This is a genomic window from Novilysobacter antarcticus, assembly GCF_019802285.1.
In the GTDB taxonomy this organism is placed as follows: Bacteria; Pseudomonadota; Gammaproteobacteria; order Xanthomonadales; family Xanthomonadaceae; genus Novilysobacter; species Novilysobacter antarcticus.
The window spans coordinates 981846-1000956 of record NZ_JAIEUJ010000001.1; the positions used below are offsets into that span (position 1 = coordinate 981846).

At 66.2% G+C, this 19111-nt stretch carries 17 protein-coding genes and 1 tRNA gene; 6 read left to right on the forward strand and 12 right to left on the reverse strand.

The window, feature by feature from the left end; translation table 11 throughout:
• Position 1: 1 nt before the first annotated feature.
• Complete coding sequence (locus KZ491_RS04455) at positions 2-667, forward strand: response regulator transcription factor (protein ID WP_222564607.1); 666 nt, start codon at positions 2-4, stop codon at positions 665-667.
• 11 nt (positions 668-678) lie between these two features.
• Here the strand turns inward: KZ491_RS04455 and KZ491_RS04460 are convergent, their stop codons facing one another.
• From KZ491_RS04460 to KZ491_RS04480, 5 genes are all read right to left on the reverse strand, one after another.
• Entirely contained in the window at positions 679-4062 is a 3384-nt protein-coding gene (locus KZ491_RS04460) for a PAS domain-containing hybrid sensor histidine kinase/response regulator (protein ID WP_222564608.1), read from the reverse strand.
• Positions 4063-4152: 90 nt separating this feature from the next.
• Positions 4153-5487: a 3-phosphoshikimate 1-carboxyvinyltransferase gene (aroA, locus tag KZ491_RS04465; protein ID WP_222564609.1), complete on the reverse strand. Its 1335-nt coding sequence runs from the start codon at positions 5485-5487 to the stop codon at positions 4153-4155.
• Positions 5484-6626: a prephenate dehydratase gene (gene pheA, locus KZ491_RS04470; RefSeq protein ID WP_222564610.1), complete on the reverse strand. Its 1143-nt coding sequence runs from the start codon at positions 6624-6626 to the stop codon at positions 5484-5486. Before pheA ends, aroA begins: the two co-directional genes overlap by 4 nt.
• Positions 6626-7711 (reverse strand): 3-phosphoserine/phosphohydroxythreonine transaminase, encoded by a 1086-nt coding sequence (gene serC, locus KZ491_RS04475; protein ID WP_222564611.1) that lies wholly within the window; start codon positions 7709-7711, stop codon positions 6626-6628. The genes pheA and serC overlap by 1 nt, the downstream gene beginning before the upstream one ends.
• A 78-nt stretch (positions 7712-7789) precedes the next feature.
• Positions 7790-8587: an FHA domain-containing protein gene (locus tag KZ491_RS04480; RefSeq protein WP_222564612.1), complete on the reverse strand. Its 798-nt coding sequence runs from the start codon at positions 8585-8587 to the stop codon at positions 7790-7792.
• Positions 8588-8694: 107 nt separating this feature from the next.
• Here KZ491_RS04480 and KZ491_RS04485 point away from each other — a divergent pair, with 107 nt between their 5' ends.
• Together KZ491_RS04485 and KZ491_RS04490 are read left to right on the forward strand one after the other, a co-directional pair.
• Positions 8695-8970: a polyhydroxyalkanoic acid system family protein gene (locus tag KZ491_RS04485; protein ID WP_222564613.1), complete on the forward strand. Its 276-nt coding sequence runs from the start codon at positions 8695-8697 to the stop codon at positions 8968-8970.
• A gap of 65 nt (positions 8971-9035) precedes the next feature.
• Positions 9036-9986 carry a restriction endonuclease gene (locus tag KZ491_RS04490; protein ID WP_222564614.1) on the forward strand — a complete coding sequence of 317 codons (951 nt, stop codon included), beginning with the start codon at positions 9036-9038 and terminating at the stop codon, positions 9984-9986.
• Between the two features lie 28 nt (positions 9987-10014).
• On the opposite strand, the gene KZ491_RS04495 is transcribed toward KZ491_RS04490, so the two are convergent.
• The 5 genes from KZ491_RS04495 to KZ491_RS04515 form a co-directional block, all read right to left on the reverse strand.
• Positions 10015-10170, reverse strand: coding sequence for a DUF2474 domain-containing protein (locus KZ491_RS04495; RefSeq protein ID WP_222564615.1), 156 nt, complete (start codon positions 10168-10170; stop codon positions 10015-10017).
• On the reverse strand, positions 10170-11177 hold the full coding sequence (cydB, locus tag KZ491_RS04500) for a cytochrome d ubiquinol oxidase subunit II (protein WP_222564616.1): 1008 nt from the start codon (positions 11175-11177) through the stop codon (positions 10170-10172). The genes KZ491_RS04495 and cydB overlap by 1 nt, the downstream gene beginning before the upstream one ends.
• Entirely contained in the window at positions 11177-12655 is a 1479-nt protein-coding gene (locus KZ491_RS04505; protein WP_222564750.1) for a cytochrome ubiquinol oxidase subunit I, read from the reverse strand. The genes cydB and KZ491_RS04505 overlap by 1 nt, the downstream gene beginning before the upstream one ends.
• Positions 12656-12729: 74 nt before the next feature.
• Complete coding sequence (speD, locus tag KZ491_RS04510; RefSeq protein WP_043959274.1) at positions 12730-13506, reverse strand: adenosylmethionine decarboxylase; 777 nt, start codon at positions 13504-13506, stop codon at positions 12730-12732.
• A complete protein-coding gene (locus KZ491_RS04515; protein WP_281421648.1) occupies positions 13506-14720 on the reverse strand; it encodes an amino acid aminotransferase in 1215 nt (404 codons plus the stop codon). The genes speD and KZ491_RS04515 overlap by 1 nt, the downstream gene beginning before the upstream one ends.
• Before the next feature lie 282 nt (positions 14721-15002).
• Here KZ491_RS04515 and KZ491_RS04520 point away from each other — a divergent pair, with 282 nt between their 5' ends.
• On the forward strand, positions 15003-15863 hold the full coding sequence (locus KZ491_RS04520) for an EamA family transporter (RefSeq protein WP_222564618.1): 861 nt from the start codon (positions 15003-15005) through the stop codon (positions 15861-15863).
• A 53-nt stretch (positions 15864-15916) separates the two neighbouring features.
• Here the strand turns inward: KZ491_RS04520 and KZ491_RS04525 are convergent, their stop codons facing one another.
• Positions 15917-16690: a DUF72 domain-containing protein gene (locus tag KZ491_RS04525; RefSeq protein WP_222564619.1), complete on the reverse strand. Its 774-nt coding sequence runs from the start codon at positions 16688-16690 to the stop codon at positions 15917-15919.
• Between the two features lie 188 nt (positions 16691-16878).
• On the opposite strand from KZ491_RS04525, the gene KZ491_RS04530 reads away from it, so the two are divergent.
• Together KZ491_RS04530 and arsC are read left to right on the forward strand one after the other, a co-directional pair.
• Positions 16879-16953: transfer RNA gene (locus tag KZ491_RS04530), tRNA-Val, on the forward strand.
• Between the two features lie 170 nt (positions 16954-17123).
• Positions 17124-17474 (forward strand): arsenate reductase (glutaredoxin), encoded by a 351-nt coding sequence (gene arsC, locus KZ491_RS04535; protein ID WP_222564620.1) that lies wholly within the window; start codon positions 17124-17126, stop codon positions 17472-17474.
• 6 nt (positions 17475-17480) lie between these two features.
• Here arsC and KZ491_RS04540 read toward each other — a convergent pair whose 3' ends face one another.
• Positions 17481-19106: an FMN-binding glutamate synthase family protein gene (locus KZ491_RS04540; RefSeq protein WP_222564621.1), complete on the reverse strand. Its 1626-nt coding sequence runs from the start codon at positions 19104-19106 to the stop codon at positions 17481-17483.
• Positions 19107-19111: the final 5 nt, after the last annotated feature.

Consider the following 19111-nt stretch of genomic DNA (forward strand, 5'->3'; position numbering starts at 1 on the left):
GATGCCTTCCCTCCTGATCGCCGACGACCATCCGCTGTTCCGGGCCGCATTGCGTGGCGCGGCGGCCGACGCGGTGGCCGACCTGACCGTCCACGAAGCGGACTCGCTGCCTGCCGTTCTTACGGTGCTGGAAGAGGAGCCGGACATCGACCTGATCCTGCTGGACCTGCACATGCCGGGCAACCACGGCCTCGCCGGTCTGGCGGCGATCCGTGCGCAGTACCCGGGAGTCGCGGTGGTGGTCGTGTCGGCCAACGACGACCCACGCGTGATCCGCCGCGCGCTGGACCACGGTGCTGCGGGCTATCTGCCCAAGAGCTCCGGATTGGACGAGCTTCGCGACGCGATCCGCGCCGTACTGGCGTGCGAACAATGGCTGCCGCCGGCCCTTCGTGCATCGGTTTCGCACACGCGCAGCTCGCCCAATGATGCCGAGCTGGCGGCGCGCCTTGCCAGCTTGTCCCCGCAGCAGTTCCGGGTCCTCAGTTTTGTTGCCGAAGGGCTGTTGAACAAGCAGATCGCCGATCGGCTCGGCGTCCAGGAACGCACGGTCAAGGCGCACCTGTCGGCAATCTTCGAGCGCCTTGGCGTGCGCAACCGCACCCAGGCGGGGGTGATCCTGAGGAGTCTGGAACTCGTCGACCCGGCCCGCCTGGTCGCTGACTGAGGGCAACGCGTTCAGTCTTCCTCAACAGCCACGCGCTCACCACTCAGCGCACTTGCAGCCAGCATCCGGTCCAGCACGGATTTCAGCGCGAGCGGCTTGAGCGGTTTGGACAGCAACGACTGGCCCGCATCGAGCACCGCGCGCCGGACCACGTGGCCGGTGTCGGCGCTGAGGATCAGGGTTGGACGGGCACCGTGTTCGGCGGCCAGGGATTCGGCCAGCGCCACTCCGGTGTCGCCGTTGTCGAGGTGGTAATCAAACAGCCAAAGCGCGGCGGGTTCGCGAGCGAGATGCCGGCGCGCGCCATCGCGGTCCGCCGCAGTCAACACCTCGCAGCCCCACGCACGAAGGATCGCCGACAGGGCCGCCAGCGCCTGCGCGTCGTTGTCGACCAGCAACACACGCAGGCCGGAAAGCCCCCGCGGCGCGCTGGCGACAACCGGCATGCGCGACTCGACGCGCGCAACCTGCATCGCGAACACCGTGCCTTGGCCCGGAACACTGTGCAGCGTGAGGGGTGCATCGAGCAGCTGGGCGATGCGGTCGGCAATCGACAGCCCAAGGCCCAGCCCCTGTCCGGGCGCATCGATGCCGCGCCGGAACTCCTCGAAAATCGCCTGCTGCATACCGGCTTCGATGCCCGGACCGGTGTCATGCACCTCGATCCGCATGAACTCATCGCAACGACGTACGCCCAGCAGCACGCGACCGCTGGCGGTGTAGCGCACCGCGTTGGCAAGGAAGTTTTGCAGTGCGCGCCGCAGCAGCTGCGGATCGCTGTACACCCAGGCCCGGGTCGGCACGAAGCGGAATCCGAGGCCGCGCGCGGCGGCGATCGCGCTGAACTCCGATGCCAGTGGCTCGAGCACTTCGGCCAGTGCGAAGGCCCGTGGTTCCGGCACAAGGCCGCCCGCCTCCAGGCGCGACATCTCCAGCAATCCGGTCAGCAGGTCGCCGGTGGAATCCAGCGCGCCAGCGATCTGGGCCAGCATCGCGCGCTGCGCGTCATTGCCCGCCTGCACGGACATCGCATCGGTGAACAGCTGCGCCGCATGCAGCGGCTGCATCAGGTCATGGCCGATCGCGGCCAGGAACCGGCTCTTCGCGTCATTGGCGCGCTCGGCCTCGCGGGTGGCGATCTGCAGATCGGCGGTCCGTTCGATGACGCGCTGCTCCAGAGTTTCGTTGGACTCCAGCAACGCCGCCTCGGCGCGGCGGAAATCAGTGACGTCGGTGAACGTCGCGACGAAGCCGCCTCCGGGCATGGGGTTGCCGCGGATCTCGATGATGCTGCCGTCGGCGAGGATCCGTTCGGTGAGGTGCGGGGATCCAGCGCGCATGAACGCCAGTCGCCGCTCCAGCGCCCGCTCCAAGCCGCCGGCCGGTGGCGTGCCCTGCAGCATCGCCCAGCGCGACAGGTCGGCGATGGGTCGGCCCACCTGCAGCAGCTCGGCGGGATATTGGAATAATTCGGCGTAGCGCCGGTTCCAGGCGACCAGTCGGAGCTGTGCATCCACCACGCTGATGCCCTGGCTCATGTTGTGCAGCGCGGCTTCCAGCACGCGCTGGTTGAAGCGCAGGTCCGCGGACGCCTCACCAACGATCGCGGCCACCGTGTCCAGCCCCCGCGCGCTTTCGCTACGCGCCGCATCCAGCAGAACGCGCGCCGAGGCGGAGCCGAGGACGGCCGCGAGCTCGCGCTCGATCCCCGCCTCCACCGCCGCTGACACGGGGCCGCTGGGTGGGGCCTTCTGCAAGAGTTGCTGGACGCGGTGGCGTGGCAGGAAGCGCATGCCGGCGTCACGCAGACTCTGCGCATCCATGCCCCGGTAGCTGCGTCGCGGCGTATCGCGACGCCAGCTCCAGGTCCAGCCGAGCACCGTGGCCAGCGTGCCAAGGAATAGACTGACACCTACGGCGCGTCCCAGACGGCTCCAGCCGGTCAGCCCAAACAGACCGTCCGGCGACAGCATGTGCAAGCCCAGCGGGCCCGAATCCAGCCACGCGGGCCGTTGCCCGACCACCTCGAACACCATCGGCAGCAACAGCACCCAGGCCCAGGCCGCGAATCCCACGACCACGCCGATCACGGCCGCGCGCGGCGGCGTTTGCGGCCGCCACACCGCGAAGCCCAGCGCTGGCGCGAGCGTCGCCAACGCCGAGAACGACACCGCCCCCACGTCCGCCAGCGCCTCGTTGCCGCCCACCAGCCGGCTATAGGCCCAGGCCAGCAGCATGATCGCGACGATGCCGATCCGCCGCAGCATCAACACGCTGCCGCGCAGGTCGCTGCCATCGTTGCGCGACCATGCGCCGCGCAGCAGTCCCGGCGCGAACCAGTGGTTGCCGATCATCAGACCCAGCGTCAGCGTGCTGACCACCACCATGCCGGTAGCGGCGCTCAGTCCGCCGAGGAACGCAAACAGCGCCAGGCCCTCATGGCCCTGCGACAACGGCAGCGCCAGCACGTACATGTCGGATGGCACCGAGTCGCCGAGCAACGCCGCACCGGCGGTCGCCAGCGGCAGGACCGGCAAGGCGATCAGGATCAGGTACAGCGGAAACTGCCAGCGTGCGGTGCGCACGTCGCGCTCGTCGCGACACTCGACCACGCCGATGTGGAACTGGTGCGGCATGATGAACATCGCCAGCGCACCCAGCAGGACCAGTGGCAGGAAGCCGGCTGCGGGCGCCGCGGGCATCGTCGGTATCGACTGGATCGGGACCGGCACCGAGGCTCCGGCGCCGGTGTCCAGCCCGAGCCAGACAAACGCACCGATGGCGAGCATCGCGCCAAGCTTGAACACCGACTCGAATGCCATGGCGAGCACCAGTCCGCGGTTGTGCTCGGTGGCGCTCGCGCGCCGCGTGCCGAACAGCATCGCAAAAACGGCCATGGCCAATGCTACGTAGAGAGCGCTGTCCTGCCACGGCGGCGTAGCCAGTCCGGCATCGCGGGTGGTCAGCATGGCGAAACTCATCGCCACCGCTTTCAGCTGCAGCGCGATGTAGGGAATCAGTCCGAGCGCGGCGACCAAGGTGACGGTGGCGGCCAGCCACGCATCCTTGCCCAGGCGCGTGGCGATCAGGTCGGCAATGGAGGTCGCATTGGTCTCGCGGGCCAGGCGCACCAGCTTGATCATGAAGCCGACCGCGAGCACGTACAGCAGGATCGCGCCCAGGAAGGTGGGCGGCAGCGGCCAGCCATAGCGCGCGGCCTGGGTGACCGTGCCGTAGAAGGTCCACGAGGTGCAGTGCACCGCCAGCGACAGCGCATAGACGTGGCGCCAGTGACCGGCAAACAGCGCCGGCCGGCGCTCGGCATACAGCGCGGCACCGAACATCAGCCCAAGCCAGGCAAGGCTGGCGAGGGCGACCGGAGTGAAGCTCAGCATCGCCGGAGCATAGCGCGCGGCACGGATTCTGCGGACCTGCTCAACGGCACAGATCCGGCGGTCGCCGGATCGGGCAGGACCGGGTTGTCCTTACTGCCGGGACGACCCGGTAATCCCGTCGATGGACATTCCCACGCCCCGTGCCAGTTCGACGAATCCGGGGAAAGAGGTAGCGACGGTCGCGATGTCCTTGATCCGGACCTCGCCCGAAGCCCGTTGCGCGGCGACCGCGAAGCTCATCGCGATGCGGTGGTCATCGTGGGTATCGATGCTGCCGCCGCCGAGCGCTCCGCCCTCGATGACGGCGCCGTCGGGCGTCTCCTCGATGCTGATGCCGAGCGTGCGCAGACCCGCCGCCATGGTCGCAATGCGGTCCGACTCCTTGACCCGCAACTCAGCAGCGTCGCGGACCACCGTGCGGCCGGTGGCGCACGCGGCGGCGACGAACAGCACCGGGAACTCATCGATCATGTCCGCTACCAGCGCGGGCGGGACCTCGATGCCGTGCAGCGGCGCGTAGCGGACCAGCAGCTCGGCAACCGGCTCACCGCCGTCATCGCGGGGATTTTCCTCACGGATGTCCGCGCCCATCAGACGCAATGCCTGCAGCAGTCCGGTCCGGCGCGGATTGATCCCGACCGCCTGCAGGCGGAGCTCGGATCCCGGAATGATCGTTGCGGCGACGATGAAGAAGGCCGCCGAGGAAAAATCCGCGGGAACGTCGATGCGGGCTGCGTGCAGACGGTGCCCACCGCTGAGGCGGACGACGCCGGGCGCACTCTCCACCGGCCAACCGAAGGTGGCCAGCATCCGTTCGGTGTAATCGCGGGTCGGGTGTGGCTCGCGCACGACGGTCTCGCCGTCGGCGTACAGACCCGCCAGCAGTAGCGCCGACTTCACCTGCGCACTCGCCACCGGCAACGCGTAGTCGATGCCGCGCAATCCCGCGCTGGCATGCAGGCGCAGCGGCGGTGTGCCGCCATCACCGGTGTCGATCCGCGCGCCCATCGCCGTGAGCGGATCGGTGACGCGGCGCATTGGCCGCTTCGTCAGCGAGGCGTCGCCGACCAGGACGCTGTCGAAGGCCTGCCCGGCCAAGACGCCCGCGAGCAGTCGCATGCCGGTCCCCGAGTTGCCACAGTCGAGCACCTCGTCGGCGCCGCGCAGGCCATGCAGGCCGACACCGTGCACCAAGCAGACCGTCGGCGCCGGGGTCTCGATCCGAACGCCAAGCTGGGTGAAGATCCGTGCCGTGGCGCGGGTGTCCTCGCCCTCCAGAAAACCATGGATCTCGGTGGTGCCTTCCGCCAACGCGCCCAGCATCACCGCGCGATGGGAAATAGACTTGTCCCCGGGGACGAGCAGGCTGCCGCGTAGCGCGGTTCCCCTGCCAGCCCGCCAGTCCTGCCGTACCACCTCGCTCATACGATCGCCACCGGGTAGGAACCCAGCACGCGCACCTGCTCGGCGAATTCATCGACCTCCGCCAGCGCCAGCCGCATCGCTTCCTGCTCGATGTGCCCGCCGACGTCAACGAAGAACGCATATTGCCAGCGCCCGCCATGGCCGGGCCTGGACTCGATCCGGTTCATGCTCAAGCCGTGGCGCGCGAACGGCGCCAGCACCTGGAAAAGTGCACCCGGCTGGTCCTTGATGAAGATCAGCAGGGAGGTGCGGTCATTGCCGGAGGCCGGGAACAGTTCGCGCCCGAGCACCAGGAAACGCGTGGTGTTGTCGGGGCGGTCCTCGATCGGGCCGGCCACTGACTTCAGTCCGTAAACGCTCGCGGCACTGAGTCCGGCGATCGCTGCCGCGTCATCGGCGTTGCGGGCACGGCGTGCAGCTTCGGCATTGCTCGCCAATGGGATCTTCTCGGCGTCGGGCAGGTGCTGGCGCAACCAGGCCTTGCACTGGGCGAAGGACTGCGGATGCGAGTACACCCGCTCGATGTCCTCCAAGCGACCGCTGCGCGAGAGCAGGTGCTGGTGCACGCGCAGTTCCACCTCGCCGCAGATCTTCACATCGGTGCCCAGGAACGTGTCCAACGTCGACTGGATCGTGCCCTGGGTGGAATTCTCCACCGGCACCACACCGAAGTCCGCCGCTCCCGACTCCACTTCGCCGAACACCTCCTCGATGCTGCCCAGCGGCAGGCCGAGGATGGAGTGGCCGAAGTGTTTGTACGCCGCCTGCTCCGAATGCGTGCCCTCCGGTCCCAGGAAGCCGATCTTGAGCGGCTCCTGCTGGGCCAGGCAGGCCGACATGATCTCCCGGAACACCCGCACCAGAACCTCGCTTTCCAGCGGGCCTTCGTTGCGATCGACCACCCGGCGCAGGACCTGGGCCTCGCGTTCGGGGCGGTAATAGTCGATTGCCGCCGCGAGCGGTCCCTTGGCCTGGCCGATCTGGCTGGCGAACCGCGCCCGTTCGGCGATCAGCTCCTGGATGCTCCGATCGATGCCGTCGACGCGCTCGCGCAGTTCGGCCAGTTTCGGCGCGGCCGGCTTCTTGGGCACCACATCCCGGCGCGAAGCCTTTGCAGGCGGCTTGCCCTTGGCAGTCATCAGCCGTTCCTCTTCTGGAAGTCAGCCATGAAGTCGGCCAATGCCTGCGCGCCGGAGACCGGCATCGCGTTGTAGATCGATGCGCGCATTCCGCCCAGCACGCGATGGCCCTTCAGCGAGATCAGCCCCGCCGCGCGGGCCTGTTCGAGAAAACGTGCATCCAACTTCTCATCGTGGAGCGAGAACACGACGTTCATACGCGAACGCGCGCTGCGCTCCACCGTGTTGCGATAGAAGCCGTCCGACCCGTCGATGGCCGCGTACAGCAACTGCGACTTGACGGCGCTGCGTCGGGCAAATTCCTCCACCCCGCCTTCATCCAGCATCCACTGGAACATCAGCCCGGCCAGGTACCAGTTGAAGGTGGGCGGCGTGTTGAGCATGGAGCCGGCGCGCTCATGGGCGGAATAATCCAGGATCGGCGCGCGCGCCTGGCCGGTGCGCGCCAGCAGGTCACGACGGACGATCACCACCGTCAGACCGACCGGCCCGAGGTTTTTCTGGGCGCCCGCGTAGATCACCCCGAAGCGGGAGATATCCAGGGGACCGGAGGCAATGCTGGAACTGAAATCGCCGATCAGCGGCACGTCTCCGACATCGGGAATCCCGTCGAACTCGACGCCGTGGATGGTCTCGTTGGCGGTGTAGTGCACATAGGCCGCACCTTCCGACAACGCCCAGTCCGCGCGCGCCGGCAGGTCCCGATAACCACCATCCGCCGTGTCGGCCGCTACCCGGGCGTCGACGTAGGGCTGCGCCTGCTTGATGGCAGTGGCGCCCCAGTGACCGGTAAGGATGTAGTCGGCGGCTTGGCGCGGCGCGGCGAAATTCAGGGGTATCAACGCCTGCTGGGTGGTTGCCCCGCCCTGCAGGAACAGGACCGCGTAGTCATCGGGTACCGACAGCAGCGTGCGCAGGTCCGCTTCGGCCTTTTCTGCGGCCCGCATGAACTCGGGGCCGCGATGGCTCAGCTCCAGGACCGAGGCGCCGGCGCCGTTCCAGTCCAGCAACTCCTCGCCTGCTTGCTCAAGGACTGCTTCGGGAAGGGCCGCAGGGCCAGCGCTGAAGTTGTACGGACGTGACATGGAGGCGTTCCAGTGGGGCGTGACCCCCAAGGTATGCCGCACTGCAGCAAGATGTAAAGACCGCCTCCCGACAGTTGCTCAGCGCGCGCCGTAAAGCAGCAGCAACGCCAGCGCGCCGGCCATCAGCAGTGCCGCCAGCAACAACCACGGAATCCGCCGCAGGGAGGCCATCAGCGGTGAGCGCTGGGGACCCACTTCGGCTGCAGGCAAGTCAGGGGCGGGATCCGCAACCGGCGGCTCGGGCGGTGCCAGAACCCGAGGCGCTTCCACTACGAATCGATGGCTGGCGTTGAACACCACCTGGTCGCCGGCCATCAGCAGCCCTTCGTCCAGCCGATGTCCATTGACCTCGACTCCCCCCGATGCGCCAAGCGCACGGAACCTCACGCCGTCGCTGTGCGGCTCCAGCCGGGCGTGTTGATCGGAAATGCCGGCTTCGGCAATGCACAGCTCGGCGTCGGGCTGGCTTCCAACCGTGCACGGATGATCCAGATCGAAACAGCGGCCGTGGTGGGGACCACCGACGGCGCGCAGGACCACGCGCGCCCTGGGTGGATCGTTCGCGGCTGCCGCGGGAGCCGGGCCGGGGCGGGCACCCACCAGGGTCAGGTCGACCCCGTCCAGGTGCAGCACGTCCCCAGCTCGCAGCATCGCCATCCGCCGCACCGGTCGGCCGTTGACATGCATCACCTGCGACTGCTCGCGCAACTGCAGCCAGATACCGCGGCGGTCGATGGATATCTGCAGGCGCGCGTCGTGGGAGCCATCGACCAGACACGGGTTGCCGTCGCTGTCCTGGCCCACGGCATGCACGCCGACGCCAAGTACAAGGTCGTCCCGCGCACCATCGGCGAATCGCAGTCTTAGGTTATTCACTGGGGCGAAATCTACCACGCACGCCACTCGCGCGGGCACCGGCATGCGGATCGACTTGAGCCTTTCACTTCCGCCCCCAACACTGGCGTTCGCCCACGGAGATCCGCATGTCCGATATCGATATCCAACACCCCCACACCATGGAACCGCAGCAGGCACGCACGGCGGTTCAGGAAATTGCCGACAAGCTGACCGATCGTTTCGGGGTCGTGTCCCGCTGGGAAGGTGACACGCTCCACTTTGACCGGAGCGGAATCGAAGGGAAAATCGAAGTGGCACCGTCCCGCCTGCACGTCACCGCCAGGTTGGGGTTCCTGTTTGTGGCCATGAAGGGTCCAATCGAGTCCGAGCTGCGGCGCGTTCTGGATAAGCGATTCAGCTGAGAACAAGTCTCGCGGCGTATATTGAGCGGTCGATCTGCTCAGGCGCCTGCCGCCCGATATCCGCCATGCTCACTGCTTCACCAATGACCACCGCGTTCTTGATTGCGCTGATCCTGGGGACTGCCGGCAGCGCGTGGCTCTGGCTGGTTCACAACCGGGCCACGGTGGTCGCGTTGGGCCTGCGTGCACTCGCGGCCATGCGCTGGCGCGAATCGTCGCGATTCGTCATCGAGGCGCTTGAGGCCCAGGGCTTTTCCGCCAGTCGCCTGTCACCCGACCCCACCCGCGGCCAGAACGCCGACCTGCTGCTCAACCGGGGCGAGCAGACCTGGCTGCTGACCTTCAAGCAGGGCGTGGATTACCGGATCGATCCCGGCATGGTCAGCCAGATGTCCGCAGCCGTGCGCGACAGCAATGCCAGCGGCGGCATCATCGCGACCCTGGGCACCATCCAGGGCGAGCTGCGTAAACATCCGCAGGAAATCGAGTTGATCGACGGCGCCACGTTGTGGCCGCTGATCAGCCCGTTGCTCCCGCCCAGCCTGCACAACGACATCATGGCCCGCGCGCGTCGGCTGACCGTCCGCGCCACGGGCATCGTCTGGGTGGTCGCGCTGCTGGCGGGATTTTTGGCGTCGCTCCTGATCCCCGACGCCGTGGTGGATCCGACGCGCGATAGCGCCGATACGGCTGCGGCCTCGGCGGAGCGCGCCGACGGTCCAAGCCAAGCCGAATCCGACGCACAAATCCAGGCTCCGCCGATTTCCGGAAGCGAGGACGAGCAACGACGTGACATCGTTGCCGCCGTCGGTCGCTTGCCGGGGATCTCGCGTGCCTCATGGGCTACACGCTCTACGCTGGTCGCCTTGGTGAACGCAGACGCCAGCGAGCAGCAGATCGATGGCATATGCAAAGTACTGGCGCCCTACGAGGACCTGCGATACTCGCGCGTCCAGCTGCAGCCACCGCCAGGCAGCGAAACCCCGGTGCGGTTCCTGCAATGCAACTGGAGCTGAGTTCCAGCCTCATCTCCGACTGACCGCCTCAGGTGGTCATGCCGACCGCTCGCATGATCACTTTGATCGCCAGCGCCACCAGCGCCAAGGTGGCGACGCTCGCCAACCAGATCACTGCCAGCCACGCCAGCCGCTTGCCCCAGTGGGGCCGCCGTGACGCGTGGACTGGGTTACGGCCTGGCATCAGTGGTAACCCTCTCCCGCACGCACCTTGCCGCGGAAGACCCAGTACGCCAGCCCCGTGTAACCCAGGATCATCGGAATGATCAGCAGTGCGCCCACCAGGGTGAAGCCAAGGCTCTGCGGCGGTCCGGCAGCTTCCCAGAAGCTGATGTCGGGCGGCAGGATGTTCGGCCAGATGCTGATGCCCAGCCCGCTGTAACCCAAGAACACCAGCGCCAGGGTCAGCAGGAACGGCGAGGTGTGGGACTCGCCGCGCAACGACCGCAGCAGCCAGAACATGACGGCCGCGACCAGCAGTGGCACCGGGGCGAAGAACAGGAGGTTGGGCATGCTGAACCAGCGCTCCGCAATCGCCGGCTGGGACATCGCGGTCCAGATGCTGACCACCACGATGGCACCCAGAAGCGCCCACACCCAATGACGCGTGCGCAGGCGAAGGTCATCGTGCAGTTCGCCCTCTGTCTTGATCAGCAGCCAGGTGCTGCCCAGCAACATGTAGGCGACGACCAGGCCGACACCGGTGAACATCGAGAACGGGGTGAACCAGTCGAACGCCCCGCCCACGAACTGGTCACCCTGCATCGCGAAGCCGTTGATGAATGCACCCAACACCACGCCCTGGAAGAACGTCGCCCCATACGATCCGGCGATGAACGCCCAGTCCCACGGGCGCTCCCCGCCCTCCTCGACCTTGAACCGGAACTCGAACGCCACCCCGCGAAAGATCAGCGCGACCAGCATGAAGATCAACGGCAGGTAGAGCGCGCTCAGTACGACCGCGTACGCCAGCGGAAACGCCGCCAGAAGTCCGGCGCCGCCCATGACCAGCCAAGTCTCGTTGCCGTCCCAGACCGGCGCGACGGTATTCATCATGACGTCGCGGTCACCCTTTTCCGGGAAGAACGGAAACAGCATGCCGATACCCAGGTCGAAGCCATCCATGACCACGTACATCATGATCGAGAAGATGATGATCACGCCCCAGACGAGCGGCAGGTCGATACCCATCACAAAGGCCCTCCCAGGTTGCCTGCACCGGCAGGTTTGGCGTAGGTGGTCGCGCCGGCGTAGTCGTCCGACGTCCCCGACTCGCGTCCGTCGGCAGCGGACATCGGCCGGCCAGGCTGGTTCCTGCGGCCGGGACCGCCGTCGGGCGGAGCATCACCGTCACCCGGCTCGGGGCCCCGCGCGATGATGCGCAAAATGTAGACCGTGCCTGCCCCGAACAGGAGGAAGTACACCACCACGAAGATCGCCAGCGAGAGACCGACCTGGCCGGCGCCGTGCGCCGAAACCGCATCGGATGTGCGCATCAGGCCTTGGACGATCCACGGCTGGCGCCCGATCTCGGTGGTGAACCACCCGGCAAGGATGGCGGCCAGTCCCGCCGGGCCCATTACCAGCGCAAAACGCATCAGGCCGCGCGAAGTGTGCAGCTTGCCGCGAGCGCGGGCCCATGCGCCCCACAGGCCCAACGCGATCATCAGCAGGCCCAAGCCCACCATGGTCCGGAAGGTCCAGAACACGACGGTCGAGTTGGGCCGATCCTCGCGGGCGAATTCCTTGAGCCCGGCAAACTGCCCGTCCCAACTGTGGGTGAGGATGAGGCTGCCCAGGTTCGGTAACTCCACCGCGTAGAGGTTGCGCTCCTGCTCCATGTCCGGGATGGCGAACAGGGTCAGCGGCACGCCTTCGCCGGGTGTGTTCTCCCAATGCCCTTCCATCGCCGCGATTTTCGCCGGCTGGTGCTTGAGCGTATTCAGACCGTGGAAGTCGCCGATGATCGCCTGCAGCGGCGCCGTCACCAGCACCATCCACAAGGCCATCGACCACATCGTGCGCACGGCCGGATTGTCGCGCTTGCGCAGCATCTGCCAGGCCGCACTGGCACCGACGAATAGCGCGGTGGCCAGGAAAGCCGCGGTCACCATGTGGGTCAGGCGGTAGGGAAATGACGGATTGAGGATCACCGCCAGCCAGTCCACCGGCACCGCGATACCGTCAATGATTTCGTGGCCCTTGGGCGTGTGCATCCAGCTGTTGGAGGCGATGATCCAGGTTGAGGAGATCAGCGTGCCCACCGCCACGGCGGCAGTGGAGAACATGTGCAGGCCGGGACCGACGCGCTTCATCCCGAACAGCATCACGCCCAGGAAACCCGCCTCCAGGAAGAACGCGGTCAGCACCTCGTAGGCCAGCAGCGGGCCGGTGATTCCACCGGCAAAGCGCGAGAACTCGCTCCAGTTGGTGCCGAACTGGTAGGCCATCACCACCCCGGACACCACGCCCATGCCGAAGGCGACAGCGAACACCTTGATCCAGAACTGGTAGAGGTCCAGATAGACGCGGCGCTTGGTGTACAGCCAAGCGCCTTCCAGGACCGTCAGGTAACTCGCCAGGCCGATGGTGATGGCCGGGAAGATGATGTGGAACGAGATCGTGAAGCCGAACTGGATCCGCGACAGCAGCAGCGCATCAAGGTCCATGGTCAACGGGACTCTGGAGGGATTACCCGCTCAGGATGCCGGCTGCCCGGTTACGCCTGCGTATGCGGCCGCACCTAGTCGACCGGGGAGCTCTGGTAGAGCTCGATGATCTCCTTGCGCAGCAGGTGTTCGATGCGCATGCGCTCGCGGAACGACAACTGCTGCGCCATCTCGCTGAAAAGGTAGTCATCCAGGTTGAAGTTCTTCAGATGCATCTTGGTGTGGAAGATGTTCTCCTGGTAGACGTTTACGTCGCGGCACTCGTACTTGTCGAGCAGGCGCTTGTGGATCGATTCCTGGATCGAGTTGATCTTGTGGTCGATGAAGTGCTTCTTGCCCTTGGCGTTGCGGGTGAAGCCGCGCACCCGGTAGTCGCAGATCACCACATCCGAATCGAACTGCTTGATCAGGTAATCCAGCGCCTCCAGCGGCGAGGTCAGGCCGCAGGTGGCCACGTCGATATCGACCCGGAACGTCGCGATGCCGTTATCCGGGTGCATCTCCGGGTACGTGTGGACGGTGATGTGGCTCTTGTCCATGTGTCCCACCGTGCTGCCGCGCGCGGGCGGCGGCACGGCCGCGGGACGGTCCGACATCAGGATCGTCACCGACGCGCCCTGCGGGTCGTAGTCCTGGCGCGCGACGTCCAGCACCGTGCCGCCGATGATCTCGGCGACCTTGAGCAGGATCTCGGTCAGGCGGTCGGAGTCGTACTCCTCATCGATGTATTCGATGTAGCGCTGGCGCTGGGTCTCCGACACCGCATAGGAGATGTCGTAGATGTTGAAGCTCAGCGACTTGGTGAGGTGGTTGAACCCGTCGAGTTTGAGTTGTCCGCGTGGCTTGCCCATCAGCTCGACCCTGGGTCGTCCATCACCTGGGCGAACGCATCGGCGACCCGATCGACGTTGCCGTCGCGCAGACCAGCGACACAGATTCGCCCGGAGCCAACCGCGTAGATGCCGTGCTCGGTGCGCAGTCGCTCGACCTGCGCCGGGTTGAGGCCGGTGTAGCTGAACATGCCGCGCTGGGTCACCAGATAGTCAACGTCCAGCGACGGCGCGCGCGCCTTCATGCCGGCATGCAGCCGCTCGCGCATCTGCAGCATGCGGGTGCGCATCTCCTCGACCTCATTCCTCCAGTCCTTGCGTAGCGCGGGGTCGGTCAGCACGCTGGTGACGATCCGGCCACCGAACGTCGGCGGGCTGGAGTAATTCGCGCGGATGGACATTTCCATCTGGCTCAGCACCCGACGTGCCACGTCGGCGTCATCACACACCGCCACCAGTGCGCCGACCCGCTCGCCGTACAGCGAGAACGTCTTGGAGAAGGAAACGCTCAGCAGCAGCGAAATCCCGGCATCGACCATCGCGTGCACGGCATAGGCGTCGGCGTCGATACCTTCGGCAAAACCCTGGTAAGCCATGTCGAGGAACGGCAGCAAGCCGCGCTCGGCAACCACCTTGACCACCGCATCCCACTGCGCACGGGTCAGGTCCGCGCCGGTCGGGTTGTGGCAGGCCGGATGCAGGATGACGATGCTCCGCGCCGGCATCTGCTGCAGATCGGCCAGCATACCGTCGAAATCCACCCCATTGGTCGCCGTGTCGAAATAGCGGTAGGTGCCCACCTTGAACCCGCCCGTCTCGAAGATGGCCTGATGGTTCGGCCACGACGGTGCGCTGATGAAGACTTCCGAGTCGGGAAAGTAGCGCTTGAGCATGTCGCAACCGACCCTCAAAGCACCCGAGCCACCCAGCGACTGGATGGCCACCGCGCGGTCGCCCACTTTGTCGTAGCGATCACCGCCGAGCACCAATTCGGTCACTGCGTCGCGGTAGGCCTTGGCGCCAGCAATCGGGAGGTACGGGGACGGACCCGTGTCAGCCGCAATCTGCGGGCGAACAGCGGCGACCGAGCGCAGCGTCGGGATCGCACCATTTGCGTCCTGGTAGGCGCCAATGCCGAGGTTGACCTTGTCTGCCCGCGTCTCGGCCAGGTACGCCTGCTGAAGTGAAAGGATCGGGTCGCCCGCGTAAAGCGGCAAATGGCTGAACATGTCCAGCTCCTGTTGAGGAAGGGGGTTTGACGGCCGCAGCGCGGCGCGCGGGGTAAAACTGTATGGCGAGTTCGCACGCGGACAACGTGCATCGGCTCGAGCGCATATTGTCGCGCAGGTTGGCGCGAATAGCAGCCGTCGCGCGATGCGCGGATCACAGTGGCGACACGACGGGATGGCGATGGGACGGACGTCGCTCTTCTCGAACCACGGGTGGCGGAAAACACGGTTCGACTGGACAATGTCAGCGATGAAATCTCCTGTCCCTCGCCTCGACCGGCGGCGCGCATGCACCTGATCGGGCTCAGCATCCTTTGTAGCGTGCTGGTGTCCGTGCTGCTGAAACTCGCTCCGCGCAAACGCCTGGATGTGGCCCAGATGGTGACCTGGAACTACCTGGTCGCCGCCGTGCTGTGCGCGCTGCTGCTGCGCCCCGACCTGGGCAGCCTGCGCAGCGCCGGCGGCCACTGGTGGGTATTGCTGGGACTGGGCGTTTTGTTGCCGTCGCTGTTCCTGGTCCTTGCCAATGCCGTGCGTCAGGCGGGGATCGTGCGGACCGACGTGGCCCAGCGCCTTTCGCTGCTGCTTTCGCTGGTGGCGGCGTTCACCGTATTCGGGGAGACCGCCAGCGTCGTCAAGCTGGTGGGTCTCGCGCTGGGACTGCTCGCCGTCGCAGGCATCGCTGCCCGCCCCGTTGCAACCGCCAACGAGCGGGCTGCGTGGATGCCGCTGCTCACTGTGTGGGTGGGGTTCGCGTGCGTGGACGTGCTGCTGAAACTCGTCGCTCAGTCGGGCACGCCGTCGATGGCCTCGCTGCAGGTCGCCTTCGTACTGGCGTTCGTGCTCATGGCAAGCTGGCAGGCCTTCCGTCATATCCGCGGAAAGGCGCGTCTGGACGGGTCCAGCTTCGCCGCCGGGCTGCTGCTGGGGCTGCTCAACTTCGGCAACATCGTCTTCTACGTGCGCGCGCACCAGGCATTGCCCGAGAGCCCGGCCGTGGTTTTCGCGGCGATGAACATCGGGGTGGTGGTGCTGGGGACTCTGGTTGGCGTGGCGGTCTTCCAAGAGAAGACAAGCCGCTGGAACCGCTTGGCGATCGCGCTGGCGATCGTGGCCATTGCCCTGATCGCGTACGCCCCACGAGGATGACCGGCGCGCATGCCGGAGTGGATTCGTAGCCGCAGAAGCGTCTGCTTAGCCTGTCAGGGGCTGGTGTCTCGTGCAACAAGCGCCTGCAGCCGCGCCGCGTCCTCCACCGCGTGGCCGCCGGCGGTGTTGTCAAAAATGCACCACGCCGGCGATCTCGCCCTGCCCCGTTGCAAGAGCTGCGTTGCCAACTTTTGAAGCACCGCATCCTCATAGCTGCTGTAGTACATGCGCGGAGAGCCGTGCAGGCGCCAGTAACTCCAGCGCGCTGACTTCGGACCAGCAGGCGTCCCCGCCTCGGGCAAGCGTGCGGGGTCTGCGGCGACGCGGGTGATCGAAAACGCGTCCCACACCTCCGCGGCCTTGCTGCCGAACCAGCTCGAATGGCGTGGCTCGCAAGCGATCGGGGTGTCGACACTGCGACGCATCATGCCGAAGAATCCCTCCGCCACGCGAGCGTCGAATACAAGACTCGGCGGCAGTTGTACCAGGATCCCGCCCAACTTCGGGCCCAGGCCGGAGACCTGATCAAGAAACTCCCCCAGCAACCTGTCGGCGTCAGCCAATCGCGCCTCGTGGGTGATCTGTCGCGGCAGTTTCACCGAGAACCGGAACCCCGGCGGCACCGTGTCCGCCCACCGGCGATACGTCTTCGCTTGATGTGGACGGTAAAATGATGAGTTGATCTCGACCACGTCGAAGCGGGTCGCGTAACGCTCGAGATGACTTTCCCCTGCACCGAACAGTCGCGCCGCGCGCGTGGGGATCGACCAGCCTGCGCAGCCGATGCGAACGGACGATGTTGGCGTTGGCGCACGGACATCACTCATCGACCGCTCCACTCTGGGGGGCCCATGTTCGCCGGGCGGTTTGCAAGAGCGCGTCACGGTCGCTCCTGCCGGCACCGTGTGGCGGCGCAGCGCGCGTGCGCGGGATGCATCGCGGGAAAAACAACGCAACGGTTGCGCAGATTCGGAGCTGCCGTATAATCGGCCGGATGATCCGGACAACGGATTGCGGGCGGTTAGCTCAGCGGTAGAGCATTGCCTTCACACGGCAAGGGTCAGTGGTTCGATCCCACTACCGCCCACCATATAAATCAACGACTTAGGCCACCTTTCGGGGTGGCCTTTTTCGTGCGGCGAAGTGACGCACAGCAGACCCGAAACCTCACCCTGCGAAAATCGGGACTGAATGCCCCCGAGACGCGAGCCGCCCTCTGCGACGCTAGGATGATCGCCGAGCCTTTTCAGGAGCCATGCCATGACCGAGACCCGGCTTTACCACAACCCACGCTGCTCAAAGTCGCGCGGCACCCTCGATTTGCTGCAGGAAAAAGACATCCAGCCCGAGGTCATCCTCTATCTGGATAACCCGCCCAATGCCGATGAGCTTCGCTCACTGTTGGAGTTGCTGGATATGCGGCCACGCGCGCTACTTCGCACCGGCGAGAGTGAATACGCCGAGCTTGGCCTGGCGGATCCGGCCAGGACCGATGACCAGATCGTCGAGGCCATGGCAACCCATCCGCGCTTGATCGAGCGTCCGATATTCGTCCACAACGGGCGCGCCGTGATCGGACGTCCGCCGGAGAACGTGCTGCAAATTCTCTGACTGCACTCAGCGCGACTTGCTATCGCGCATCGACTTCACCTGATCGGGCGCGTCGAACGAATCGCTCCTTGCGCTCGCCCAGTACGACTGGAACACGGCGTGGTCTGGGATGCCCGATAGCAGCTGGCCCGGCTCAAGGAAGTTGTACAGCGCCGCCAGCGACCGCACCTCCGTTGGCGAGACCCGCCGCAGGATATGTTCAGGGCCGACCTCGCTGGGATCACTCAGGCCGGCCGCGCACAACAGGTCACGCAGGGCATTGAGGGTATTGCGGTGGAATCCCTGCACGCGAATGGCCTTGCTGGTCACGTCCAGGCCTTTCCAGCGAGCCGGATCCTGGGTCGCCACGCCGGTCGGGCAGCGATCGGTGTGACAGCTCTGGGCCTGGATGCAGCCAACTGCAAACATGAAACCCCGTCCGGAGTTGCACCAGTCCGCGCCCATCGCCAGCGTCCGCACGATGTCGAACGCGCTGATGATCCGTCCCGCGCCACCGAGGCGGATGTCATCGCGCAGGTTCAGCCCGACCAGGGTGTTGTGGACCAGCATCAACGCCTCGTGCATGGGCACGCCGACGTGGTTCATGAACTCCGCCGGCGCAGCCCCGGTGCCGCCCTCCGCACCATCCACGACGATGAAGTCGGGCAGCAATCCGGTCTCGTGCATGGCCTTGGCGATCGCGAACCACTCCCAGGGGTGGCCGATGGCGAGCTTGAATCCGGTCGGCTTGCCGCCAGACAGGTCGCGCAGCTTCGCCACGAACTGCAGCAGCTCCACCGGGGTCGAGAACGCGCTGTGGCGCGCGGGTGACACGCACTCCACGCCCACCTCGACGCCGCGCGTCACCGCGATCTCCGGAGAAACCTTCGCCGCCGGCAGCACCCCGCCGTGGCCGGGCTTGGCGCCCTGCGACAGCTTGATCTCGATCATCTTGACCTGCGGCTCGGTGGCATTGGCGGCAAAGCGCTCGGCATTGAAGGTGCCGTCGGGATTGCGGCAGCCGAAGTAACCAGAACCGATTTCCCAGACCAGATCGCCGCCGTGTTCGCGATGGTAGGGCGATATCGAGCCCTCCCCGGTGTCATGGTAGAAGCCGCCCATCATTGCGCCCTTGTTGAGGGCGCGGATGGCGTTTGCCGAAAGCGAGCCAAAGCTCATCGCCGAGATGTTGAACACGCTGGCCGAGTACGGTTGCGCGGTATTGGGGCCGATCAGCACGCGGAAGTTGGGATCACCGTGGGGCACCGGCGCCATCGAGTGGTTGATCCACTCGTAGTCGTTGGCGTAGACGTCCTGCATGGTGCCGAACGGGCGGGTGTCATTGACCGACTTCGCACGCTGGTACACCAGCGCACGCTGCAGGCGTGAGAACGGCACCTCGGCGGTATCGGCCTGGATGAAGTACTGGCGCATCTCCGGGCCGATGGACTCAAGTCCGTAGCGGAAGTGCGCGATCACCGGATAGTTCTGCCGCAACGCGCTGGTCCGCTGCAGTACGTCAGCCGTCCCCAACGCAGCGATGCAGCCAAACACCAGAGCCGCCCATCCCCAGCCGGGTGCCACCAGCAAGGCAAGCAGGCCGGTCAGCACGGTCAGCAGGATGCTCAGGAAATACGGCAGGTAACGCAGCATACGTG